This window comes from Arcticibacter sp. MXS-1 (genome assembly GCF_041902385.1).
Lineage (GTDB): Bacteria > Bacteroidota > Bacteroidia > Sphingobacteriales > Sphingobacteriaceae > Arcticibacter.
Map to the genome: position 1 here is coordinate 84436 of NZ_CP169244.1, position 12707 is coordinate 97142.

A 12707-nucleotide genomic window follows, 5' to 3' on the forward strand; every position below is an offset into this window, starting at 1 on the left:
TATTGGTTAATCTTTAATCCCGCTGAGGGAACTGATACTTGCTGATCATTCGTCTCGCTTCTTCCATCGGGTCCTGAAAAGGCTCGACCTCATCTACAAACTTTGTATCAATCCACTCCTTGTCAAACCCGGTAAGACTGCTTTCCCCTTTGAACAGATACGACTCCATGCGCGGCACATAGTACGAACGAATAAGACCGTTCCACATCCGGGCAGCATAGTCGGTTTGTGCTCCCCCCAGGATGTGATAAGCCGTTTTGCATCCTTCTCATACTCCATTCTTTCGGAGGATTCAGTTGCCATATTTCGGGCATACTGCACCCAGACGGAGAGCCGGTCTGAAGGGTGAGAAGCAAGAAGCCGATCTGTAAATAAAAGGATCTTTTTCGTCTCTGCAAAGGAAGAGCGCAGCAAAGCATCATCCTTATTCTTCTTAGCCAGTAAAGCCACCGAATAATAATTATCCGCCTTGATCCCTAAATACAGAGCGCACAGCAAGAGTGCATCATGGCGATACAACTCACTTTTACTGTAGTCAGCAGAGCAGCTGATAAACTTCTCGACCGCATCGAGGAATTTCGGATCATCGGTCACTTTTCCCTTTCGCTTTTTGTCGAGTAAACAGGTCTGCCAAAGGAAACGGGGATAGGATCCAAAGGTATTGTAGCAAGACTGAAGCAGCTCATTCAGACTGGTTCGCATGACTGCCGAGCAGCCCCCGTAGCGTGCTGTTGCAAAATCGACAATCCAGGTATCCGTATTGACCGCCTTATCTGTCCAGGCTACATCAGCGAGCAGCTCGTAGATCAGTTCATTATTCTCAATGCCTTCCGGAGCATATCCGAACCCCTTCAAAGTTTTGTTATAGGGGGAATTCAGCGCAGTAGCAGGATTGGTAGCATAAAATTTTGCAGTTCCTGTCCACACATTCTTTCCCCCAAAATTAGGCACGAAGCTATAAATCCAGTTCTTACCGTAAAACCCCTCGTGGGTCTTCCAGAGAGGGTCGATAAACCATACATAGTCAGGATACTCACAAGCCAGATCGATGATCATCACCTTATCATCGGGCACCGCATCAAGCATCGCTTTTAGCGATGGCTTATCCCAGAACTTATGCTGATAACCAAACGTCCATCCCTGCGTAACCCAAATCGCGTCTTTATTCCAGGCAGTAACCGATTTGTAAATTGCCTTACTATAATCAGCCAGGATCTTATTTTTGGCCTCCTGTCCGCCCTCTGCGGGGACAGGCACATCCATTTCGTTGAAAGTATCAGAGAGATAGAACTTGCCCTTGCCGAACTCTTTCTCCCATTCCTCTGTGAACATTTTACCAAGCTTGACGAACCATTCCGATGATGGTGAAATAACGAAAGCATTATTCTCCTTCGGAAATCCTCCCCATTTAAGCTGACTGACGGGCACCTGATATTTGCTGATGAATGCCTGAGGGACAAAGCCGGAGAAAGCAGGCAATATCGGATCAATCCCAAGCTCCTTCATCCGGCTCAGCACCTGATGCTCCAGGCTGATCTGTCTCTTATGCCAGGAATCGGAAAGAGATGCACTCCAGCCGTTCAGGTTTCCCATCCGGTGCCAGGGCAGATAAGCAGGCCCGGTAAAGTAAGGATCAAGATCTTCGCTTTTCAACCCAAGCTTTTTCCATACTCTCTTTTCGATGGCTTCCTGCGCCATCAGGGCAAGGGGCATGTTGACACCATGAAAGGCCATCCAGTCGATCTCTTTCTCCCAACGGGCCCAGTCCCAATAGGGTGTTGTGTAGCCAAAGGTCACCACATTCAGATAATAGCGGTGTTCATAAGGGGAAGCCCCGCTCAGGTTCCTGCAGTCTTTCCACTTTTCGGGCAAAGGGAGGTGGCTGCCGCTCCAGGATACCATACCATGACATACCTCCCTGAGGTAAGTATAAAAGCCCCTGCAAAAAGCTACCGATGAGTTCGCCCTGAGCGTTAACACGCCGTTTTCAGCGTTAACAACAAAGCGATCGTTTCCCTTTTCCTCAGACACCTCAAACCGGATGCTGTTGGCTTTATTTCCGATCAGCCTTTTTATGACCTCACGTGCAGGCTGGATGACGAGCGAGTCCTTTTCGGCCGCGAAAGCCCGGCCACTAAACGAAAAGCCCGCTGACAAAAAGGCTGCAAAAACAGCAACTATGCGATAGAAAAACCGTTTTCTCATCCTGCCCTCCTTTATTTAGCAGATACGCTAAGATCAACAAAGAAAGGCAGATGATCCGAGGGATAACTAGCACTTCGAACCACTTCCTCATAGGTTAAAGTAAAATCCTGATCTCTGACGTACATGATGTGGTCTATTTTACGTGTTGGGTTTACGTTCGGAATGGTTGGCTCCATCTTCTTGCTCGCCGACACGAAATAGTTGCTCAGGAGCCCCATCGCCTGGCTTTCCATCCGGGCATTCATATCCCCGCCGATAATAACGGGCGCTTTCAGCGCCGACGCGACTTCAACAATCTTCTGAGCCTGCAGTATTCTGTTCTCTTCCTTGTTCACATCAAGGTGAGTAGATCCGAAATAAATCTCACGGCTGTCAGGCAAGGTTACCTTCACAAGGGCGAAGGCCCTGTCTTCATAGTTGCCTACGCTCAAATCTTCCGGCAGCGGTATATTTTTCGCGTTGCTGATGGGATACCTGGATAAAATGCCAATGCCGTAACCGCCGCCTTCGTAGGGAATAGCCTTCGCGAAGAAGTAGTTCATTCCTGTCTTCTCTGCCAGCACCTTTAGCTGAAACTCGTTATTCGAACGATTCGTTGCGCTATCGAGTTCCTGAACCGCAACCAGATCTGCTTTTGCTCCCTTTATAACATTAGCAATGGCATCGAGGTCGATCACTCCTGCCCTTGAAGGAGGGTTTCCGTGATGGGTGTTATAGGTCATTACACGCAGGGAGAGCGCTCTATTTCCAGGAGCCCCGGGGGTGCCATTTTCGGGATTATTTTCAGAGCCCTTTCCGCAACCGTAGCATATGGACGAGATGCAGATAGACAATATAAAAGTTAACTTTTTGAACGAAAAACGGATACTTGATGGATACATGGCAAATTGATTTAATGATAATTAGGGTTACACCGAAAGATCCGATGTAACCCCGCGTTGTTATAAAGGGTATGAATGAATAGACTCAGGATTGTATTTAGTGCGATTATCTTCATCCGGCACTTTGATCTCAAGGGTCGCATTTGCGACACCGTTTACGACAGAATAAGCTTTTACCATAACCAGGCCGAACGCCTTGTTATCAGCTACCGTTCCGCCCCAGGGGAGAGCTCCCCAGCCAATAATGAAGCCTTCGCCCACCTTGAGCTCGCCGTTAAAGCGGCGGTTGGTTGTCTTGATGTTATAACCCTCGCCACCCTGACTAACCGGTGCTATCACCTTTTGCTCAAGAAAGGCAGTCAGCTCGCCATCCCAGTTGATCTCTGCCATGGCTGCGGGGGTAACGCTGCTTCGATTCGCCGTAACGAGCGTATACACTACCTGACTGAAACCCGGCATATAAGGGGCCATCGCAGTTTGGTATGCCGCTCCTGCCTGTACAATTCCGCTTGGCATAATCCGGAAACTGCTGGAACTGTATTTGGCAAATGCAAAGTCGAGCATGCTCTGGGCAGCGGGGGCCGTATTTACATCAAATACGTGAGGGGCTTTGTAAGCAGAAAACCAGTTGTTTTTACCAGGACCAATAGCCGTTGTAAGTTCAACCGTAAATGTCAGCAGCCGGTTATAAACCTTGCCCACGGGCAGCTCTATAATCTTTTCCTTCCCTCCCTGGTTCCTGGCGGTAATCCGGATAGCTTCCGTATTTTTAACGCCATTGTAAGTGGCCGAAAAGTTAAACTCGTCCAGAGGAGTTCCTGGCGTCAGCGGCGTTTCAGGTCCGTACGCTCCATTGACTTTCATTGCATAAGAAATACTCAGGATATCGCTGCCCGAAGATACCATACCCGACAGGGTATTGGGGGCGCCGGCATACACCTTGTCAATTGAGGTAATTCCTCCATCAAGGGTAATATTAACAGCATCATCCACTACACTTCCGATTTTAAAGGTATCAATGGCAGCTCCCTGGTAGGCATTAACCGCCTTTATTACAATAGCGCTCAGCCCTTTCTGTACCACGATCCCGGCAGAAAAGTCGCTGCTCCTCTTGTCAGTGAACTGTACATTCTTTGGTTCAGAAGCCTGTCCGTTCACTATCGTGGTGAACGTAATGGCCGACAGATCATATTTTGACTCGACGTGTCCGGTTATCGAAATCCGCTTGTTCTCGAACACTGTTTCCCTTGACTTAATGTTGTTCGTAAAGTTGAGTACGGGAACGTCTCTTACCTCCTTAAAACTGAGATGTACTTCCGAACTGCGATTCATCTTATCGAAAGATACAATTACCAGTTCCACCAAAGCCTGATCCGCATTGAATACAATGTCCTTTTGCAATTCAATGGGATAGTCGGTCTGATCAAAATTTACCGGTGTTCCTGACTCTGTGCCATTCGCATTCTTCCTGATAAAAAAGTAGGAAAGCCTTCTGATGCCAAGTTCCGATTTTACTGTTACCGGAACCGTTACCGTTTGTCCGGCATTCAGCTCCTCAAGGTTGGGCACATCTTCGCTGATGGTTATTATCGGACCTTCAGTTCCTTCCATATCCTTTTTACAGCCCACGAATGCCAGTGTATGAAAGGCGAAGACCGCCAAAAACAAATTGAATATCTTTTTCATTAGAATTTGATTTTTAATGACGATGAACCATCATGTGCAGCTTTTTTTCTGCTGTTCTTTGCAAAGCGCACATGATGGCAATCTATCAAGTGTTCTCTCTGTCCGTTTTATCTTCTGTTGGGCTGCCGCTACTACTGCCAACCCGGATTTTGGGTGAGATTTGGATTTAAATTAAACTCTTCAAGAGGAATGGGCCAAAAGTAGTCCCTGTTCTCGTTGAAGGTTTTAATAATATTCCGGTTTGTAACCACCAGTCCCCGGGTTCCCTCCGACAGATCGCTTACAGGTATCTGATAAACACCGGTCGCAGGGGGTTTCGAGCCTGCGTAGACTTCTACGTCATTCGTACCGTTCCTGTCAAGATCGAAGAAGCCCGGTCCGGGAAAATACATTCCTCTGAACTGGTCGGCCAGAAGATGGCCCTCCTTCCACCGCATCAGGTCGTCCCATCGGAAGTTTTCTTCCATTACAAGTTCAACACGACGCTCTCTTCTTATCTCCAGAATAACGCCTTTGGCTGGTCCGCCAACGTTCGGATATAAGGCAGCCTGATAGGGATCAGGACTGGCATTTGCTGCAGCGAGATCTAAATTTGGCATTCCAACCCGGTCGCGCAGTAACTTCACTGACCGGTCAATATCCTGCTGAGTCAGGGTACCCAGTTCTGCCTTTGCTTCCGCATAATTCAACAGCACTTCTCCGAAGCGGAAGAGTACAAGGTCCTGCACCGACTGCCCGCTCATGTCAAGACTGGGATCATTCAGCCATTTAATAAGCTGGTAACCGGTAACCGTTGCGTCGAAGTTAGGAGCTTGCTGCTGGCCGCTTTCAGCATTGCCAATTATCCTTCTGTAACCCGGTGTTCTGATCGTCTGTGAAAGACGGGGGTCACGGTTCTGAACCTCGTCGTAGAACTCCATCGTCTGGTAATTCGGAAGATCAGTAAAACGGGAACCGTCGCGCATGAGATAACTATTTACGAGCCGCTTTTCAAGTCCCGGCTTGCCCTGCGTACGGGAAGTAAGATAGAACTGCAGGCCGTGTTTTAAGTTCAGCTCCGCAGAATAGCGACGGCCCAGGATCACTTCAGCAGCCACCGGGTCCAGCCTCAGCTGATCGAACAGGTCCTGATACGGTCTGCCTGTCGGGCCGTTCGTTCCTTTATAAACGGAATATCCGCTGGAGGTCATCAACTCATTCGATGCAGCAACACACTCATCCAGGAACTTCTCGGAACCGCCAATATTAAACTCAGTATGATACTTCCTCCAGGTACCTTCGTAAAGGCATATCCTCGATTTCAGGGCAAGGGCAGTCCACTTGGTCACCCGCTCCACACTCTTTGTGGCATCCAGGTGTGCAATGGCGAAATCAATATCAGAAAGTACCGAATCCATTACGAGCGTCCGCGGATCCCGCGGCTTTTGCAGACTGGCGATGTCATTGGTTTCTATGGCGATGCTGTACCAGGGCACATCGCCAAACCGTTTTACCTTTTCGAAATAAAAATAAGCCCGAAAGAAGCGGGCAAGTCCGAGGTACTTGTCACGGACGGAGGCATTGGGATACTTCTTTACGTTTTCGGCTGTGATGAAGAAGTTGATATCGCGGAGATTGCCCCACTCCCATCCGCCACCGGACGTTGGTATCAGGCGGTTACCGCTGATCTCACGGGCAACAGAAGACAGCACAATGTTATCAGCCGTCTCATTATATATAGTGCCGCCGTCAGGAAAAAATGAATAAAAGTAATTGGTATAGGCCTTCAGATCATTCTCGGTCTTAAAGAAAGTCTCAGGAGACGTCCTGGCTGTGGGATATCTGTCCAGAAAATCTTTATTGCAAGCCGCCATAAGCGGCAGGAGCAACAAAAGCAGATGTGATTTTATTTTAATACGCTTTTTCATTGGGGTAATTCGTTTTTTAGTGGCAATGAAGCTATCATGTGCGGCGAGGCTTCTGCTCATTCCGGTTTGTTTACAGCGCACATAATGGTTTCATTTCGTGTATATTGAGGTTAAAACGAGATATCAAATCCGAAAGAGTAGGCTTTACTAAATGGATAGACTCGCGCGTCGGCGTTGGCCATGGCCTGCTCCGGGTCGATGTATTTCGTATCGAGCTTCGTAAGAGTGAAGAGGTTCTCGCCGCCCACAAAAGCTCTCAACCTGCTGATTTTCAGCTTTTGCGTCAGCCTGGCAGGAAGAGAATATCCGATGATCAGGTTCTTCAGGCGCACATAGGCCAAATCCTGCAGGTAGCGGTTATTACTTGCTCTCAACTCATTATTCGCATTGAGCGCGACATAGGCAACAAGCGTTGGAAAATAGGCATTCGGGTTCTCAGGGGTCCATACCTTCGACTCAAAATCGCTTGGTAGAAATGAAAAATAAGGGCGCGAATAAGGACCCCAGAAACGGTCAGCGTTGCCTCCGGGATACCACTCTCTCTTCCCGATACCCTGGAAGAAGGCAGAAAAATCGAAATTATTCCAGCTCGCCCCCAAGTTGATCCCGAAGGCGTAGCGCGGGGTTGAGTTCCCGATCACTTTCTGATCTCCCGGGTCAGAGACCGTGTTGGCACCTGCACTGATCTTTCCATCTCCGTTGAGATCAACCCAGCGCAGGTCACCAGCTCTGATCGGAATATTATTGTCATTTCTAACCTTATTTAACCAGCTTTGATCAATCGGATAGGTTCGTGCTTCTGCATCTGTCTTAAAGTACCCGTCAGTAATGTATCCCCAGATCTCTCCCAGCTCTTTTCCAACATACAGCCCGTATGTAAAATCGCTTGATTTATTAACCTTCGTGATATAGGAATGATTGTCGCTGAGGTTTAGCCCGACATTATACTTAAAAGGCTTTCCGCCAAGATTAAAACGACTATTCCAGTTCATGGAAAGCTCGAAGCCCTGCGTGCGAAGGCTCGCCACGTTTAGAAGCGGGATTGTCCCCCCAAAGACGCTGGGCAGCGGTGTCCCGTCGTCCAGCATGTTTGAAGTATTCCTGACATAGCGATCGAAGCTGATGTTCAGCTGATTATTCAACAGTCCGACATCAATACCGCCATTGTAGGAAACGATATTTTCCCAGGTTAAATCGGCAGAAACAGGATCCGGAGAGCGGTAGTAGTTGGCCCTTATTCCGTCGAGCATATAGGCAGCCGTTCCGGATCGCATTGCCAAAATGTACGGATAGTACTTTCTGTCTGCATCATCGCCATTATTGATCTCCTGGTTTCCCAGCGAGCCTACAGAAGCTCTGATTTTAAGTGAGCTGATGACACGGCTGAGCGGCTTAAAGAAGTCTTCGCTGCTTGCCACCCATCCCAGGGACGCAGAGGGAAAAAAGCCGAAACGGTTTCCGCTGGGAAAGCGCGATGTTCCGTCGTAACGACCATTCGATTCGAACAGATATTTATCCTTGTAGCTGTAGTTTAAGCGGTAAAAATAACCGCGCAAAGCGTACTCTCTGGAACCGCCTGCTGCGGTCGCATCACCGGTAGCAAGGTTAAGGTCGTTGAGTTCAAGAGAAGAAACATCCTGTTTTGCTGCGGTAATTTTCTTTGACCGGTTAAGTTCCTGATTAAAACCAGCAAGAACTTTAAAGCTGTGAACGTTGTTCAGGGTTTTGCTGTACTCACCAAATATGTTAATCACGTGAAGCTGATTGAACTGCTGTTCCTCAGTCAGGAGATCGGTACTGTATTTCGTTGCTACTTCAACCTTTCCCGGATAAAGTGAGTAGGTAGCAGGCGCCTGGCGATAGTAGCTCGGATCAGTATACATCCTGTAGCTGTAGTTAGCTGTGATATTTAAGTCCTTAATGGGGCTAATGGTCGCCTCAGATATGTTAGTGAGCTCATACTTGCGGTCAGCGCCCCTGGTGGTACCACTTTGCAGCATGGCAAAGATGCCATCACCGATGTCATACTGATTCAGGCCGGTGATGTAAGTCGGCGTTCCATCCGGGTTTACAGGTGCGTACGCTGGAGAAGCGTGTACATTGATCTGCGTGAAGTTGGCGTTTCCTCCTTCCTTCCGGCCAAAATAATTGTAAGTTGAGCTATAAAAATTGATGTTATTTGTCACCTTCAGCCAGGGATTAAGCTGAGCGCCGACCTTAGTCCGCAGGTTATAGGAACTATACTTATCAGTATGGATGCGCATAATGCCGTCCATTTTCTTCATATTTCCGTTAATCATGTACGACACATTTTCGCTGCTGCCCGACACGTTCACGTTATGGTTCTGCATCGGCTGCCACTGGGTGAACATGAAGTTATACCAGTCATAGTTACCATAATAGACATATTGATCCTGCCCCTTCCTGTTCTGAACGGTCACCCAGGGACGGCTCGGATCCTCCGTTTTGTCATTGCGGCGGGCAAGCAGCTCCGCGTAGTCCTGCTCGGTATACCCTGAATACCCGCCCACATGAGCAAGGGCAGCATCATTCAGTTTCATCCAGTCATACCCGGTTGTAATAAAGTCGGTACTAATGGTCGGCGTATTAAAACCAAAGGAATTATTGTAGCGAATCACAGGCTTTCCCGAACCACTTTTAGTCGTGATCAGAACGACCCCAAAAGCCCCTCTCGCACCGTAAATTGCCGCCGATCCCGCATCTTTTAATACCGTGATGCTCTGGATCTCCTCGGGAGACAAGCGATCCAGTGTGCCAGGGACGCCGTCAATCAGAACTAAAGGCGCATTTGAGACGGGGTTATTGCCGTTGATCGACGTCACACCGCGAACATTTAAACTCCCCATAGTACCCGGCGCTCCGCCGCCCATACTGACGTTCAAGTTTGGGATCGCTCCCTGCAGAGCGGAGGATAACGTGGTAACGGGGCGATCACGCAGCTGCTCACCGTTGATCTGTGATACTGAGCCAGTCAGATTCATCTTCTTCTGGGTTCCGTACCCTACAACCACCACCTCATTCAACTTTTGAAGATCCTCCTTCAGGACCACATTCAACTGTGTCCGCCCGTTCAGAGCAAGTTCCTGGTGGGCAAAACCAGTAAAAGAGATGACCAGGGTGGCATTCTCATCTACGTTCTCCAACAAGAACAGTCCATTCAGGTCGGCCACGGTAGCAAGAGCCGAGCCTTTCACCCGGATGGTGGCACCGGGCAAAGGTTGTCCGGCTTCGTCTGCCACTTTCCCTCTTACAGTGACGGTAACAGCGCGTTTCTCCACTTGCCTTTCTTCTTTCTTCGTGATAATGACGGTCTTGTCTTCAATAGCATACCGAAGCGGCTGTCCTTGAAACACCTGATTCAACGCCTGCGCGAGAGTGGCATTTTTAACATCAATTGTTACCGCGCGCGCCGCTTTGAGCTCGTTGTATCTGTAGAAAAAGAAATAGCCGCTTTGCTTCTCGATCGCAGAAAGGACGCTCTCGAGCTTTAAGTTCTTCCCCGACAGATTGATATTCTGAGAAAAACTTTTCGCGCTTAACTGAAGACACGTAATTGTGAGTAAAATGGCGGTTAGTTTCATAACAAGAAACCTTTGGGATGGTAAAAACAACGGCCAGTCCCGCATTTTACCATGAGAGTTTAATTGCATACTTTTGTAGAGTTGGGTTAGAAATGTGTTTCCGTTTAGAAATGTCTGTTTAATCCAACCAGCCTTTAAAGGGCTTTTTATAACCGGAGGTGTTGCAGCACTTCCGGTCTTTCCCGGACTAAATCTTTTTTGCAGAGTAGTTAAGTCTTCATAGCTGTTCCTTTAAGATTAAACCTTGATGAATTAGTTATTGACAATGATCTTTCGGCCTTCCAGCCGGCAATCGACGTTGCTGAGCTTCAAAACACGCAATACGTCTGATACATAAGAGGTCCGCTTTATCTTTCCGACAAACTCGTCCTGAGGAACTTCGCCCCGGTACTCGATGTCGACATCATACCACCGCGACACCTGGCGCATAATAGACGGTAGATTCTCGCGGTCGAATTTGAAATATCCGTTCTTCCATGCGACCGCTTTTTCCAAATCCGCTTCACTGACTTGTATAGCACGAGCCGAGGCGCGCAGAACAGACTGCTGACCGGGCGTGAGCAAACGAGAGCTGCCCGGACTTTCAGTGCCGCCAGCGAGTCTTACCCTGACAGAACCTTCCAGCAGAGTAGTGCGGGTCTCCCCTTCATCTTCATAGGCATTGACGTTAAAATGCGTTCCGAGCACTTCAACCTCCTGACCAGGAGTTTCTACGATAAAAGGCAGCCTATTGGATTTATCACCCTTAGATATGTGGTCTCTATTTCTTTTGGCGACTTCAAAATAAGCTTCGCCTTTTAGCTGCACGCGGCGCTCGCCTTTAGGAAAAACCGTTGGAAAGCGAATTGAAGAAGCAGAGTTCAGCCATACTTTTGATCCATCGGGCAGCACCAGCTGATACTGACCACCGCGGGGGATCGTAATGGTATTATACGCTATTTCTATCACCTTGTCTCCTGCCCGGCTGGGCTGATACACCACCTCCCCTTCCTTTGCTTTTGCTACCGAAACTCCGTTCTGATTGGCCAGGACCCCTTTGGCGGCTTCATCCAGGGAAATGACAGACCCATCAGCCAGTGTAAGGGTCGCCTTATTACCACCGGGAGCAATATCATTTCTTTTAACGGAAGACACCGTCTGAGAGGATGCGGTCTTGCCCTCCCCTGAGGGGCTCTTTAAGAAGAGCCATGCTGTAAACGAGGAGACGATGAGAACCGAGGCCGCTACTGCCCAGCGAAAAACAAACCGGCCCTGTTGCTTCTCTTTTTGAGGAGTAACAGCAAGCTGCTGCATCAGGCCCTCCTTGATACTGTCTTTCAGGTTGTCCTTTTCTGCCTGACTAAACTTTTGCATCACATCCTCTTTTGCATCAAAAAGATCGTAGTATGCATGGAGGAATCTCTTCTCTTCCTCAGTAGCTTCACCAGCCTGATACTTCTTCAGAATGCGCAGAAAGTCCTGCCTGTCTATATTCATCCGATGGCGTTTTATATCAAGACCGCTGTAACCGAAAAAGTCCCACGACAAAATGATTTTTTTTATTGAAGCTAACCGGAACTGACGCGCTCGTCCGAGAGATGGCTCTGTGAGCGATATAGGCAGAAGTGCCCCGGAACGCTTTGAGTGGATTTAGAGAATAATTAGCTTCCGTCCCCCCTTTAAATGAGTGGTACTCATTCCAGGCGTTTGGCAGAAAGCAGATAAAAAGATGCAAAGCAACTCTGTGAAAACAGTGCTGCCGGAATTGCAGGAGCGCGGGAACTAAAAGAGGAAAAGAAGTGAGAGAAGCAAGATCATGGTCAGCGACTCCCTCAACTGTATAATACTTCTTCCCAACTGATTTTGAACGGTCTTGCGGGAGATATTGAGCTGACGGCTGATTTCATCGGTCGAGAGGTCCTGATGAAATCTCATAGTAAAGATAGTCTGCTGAGAAGGAGTAAGAGAACCAAGCAAAGCTTCGTAGGCATGCAAGAACTCTTTTTGAAGAACGTTGGCGTCGGCGCCCTGCGCAGACACTTCCACTTCGGACAGGAGATCCGGAATGGGCGTATATTTCTGCTCTCTCTCCATCCACTTAAATACATTATTCCGTACTGCAGTAAGAAGATAGGCCTGTAAGTTGTCGATTTCAATCTCGTCTCTGCGAGTCCAGAGCCTGAGAAAGATATCCTGTGTGATGTCTTTGGCGTATCCCGGATCGTTCAGCCTTCGGTAGGCAGCAGCGTAAACGACCTCCCAGTACTTTTCATACAGCGCATCGAAAGCCTCGGAACTGCCTTCCTTCATCCGAAGCAACAATCCCCTGTCTTCTGTTACACGTGCGCCGGCTATGCTCATGATACTACCCTAATACCAAATTTAAAACTTATTTGGAATAAAACAACTGCAATCCTAAAGCTCCAAGGTGAAGCTACAGACAAAGG

Annotated in this window: 6 protein-coding genes and 1 pseudogene; all 7 read right to left on the minus strand. The window is 48.4% G+C overall.

Annotated features, from left to right (window positions below):
• Window positions 1–13 precede the first annotated feature (13 nt).
• Window positions 14–2205: pseudogene (locus tag ACES2C_RS00280) on the minus strand (alpha-N-acetylglucosaminidase TIM-barrel domain-containing protein).
• Window positions 2206–2216: 11 nt separating this feature from the next.
• Window positions 2217–3086 (minus strand): endonuclease/exonuclease/phosphatase family protein, encoded by an 870-nt coding sequence (locus tag ACES2C_RS00285; RefSeq protein WP_374165048.1) that lies wholly within the window; start codon window positions 3084–3086, stop codon window positions 2217–2219.
• A gap of 60 nt (window positions 3087–3146) precedes the next feature.
• Window positions 3147–4772, minus strand: coding sequence for a hypothetical protein (locus tag ACES2C_RS00290; protein WP_374165049.1), 1626 nt, complete (start codon window positions 4770–4772; stop codon window positions 3147–3149).
• Window positions 4773–4903: 131 nt separating this feature from the next.
• Window positions 4904–6679, minus strand: coding sequence for a RagB/SusD family nutrient uptake outer membrane protein (locus tag ACES2C_RS00295; RefSeq protein ID WP_374165050.1), 1776 nt, complete (start codon window positions 6677–6679; stop codon window positions 4904–4906).
• A 110-nt stretch (window positions 6680–6789) separates the two neighbouring features.
• Window positions 6790–10281, minus strand: coding sequence for a TonB-dependent receptor (locus ACES2C_RS00300; protein WP_374165051.1), 3492 nt, complete (start codon window positions 10279–10281; stop codon window positions 6790–6792).
• Between the two features lie 252 nt (window positions 10282–10533).
• On the minus strand, window positions 10534–11757 hold the full coding sequence (locus ACES2C_RS00305; protein ID WP_374165052.1) for a FecR family protein: 1224 nt from the start codon (window positions 11755–11757) through the stop codon (window positions 10534–10536).
• Window positions 11758–12042: 285 nt separating this feature from the next.
• A complete protein-coding gene (locus ACES2C_RS00310; protein ID WP_374165053.1) occupies window positions 12043–12621 on the minus strand; it encodes an RNA polymerase sigma factor in 579 nt (192 codons plus the stop codon).
• Between the last annotated feature and the right edge of the window lie 86 nt (window positions 12622–12707).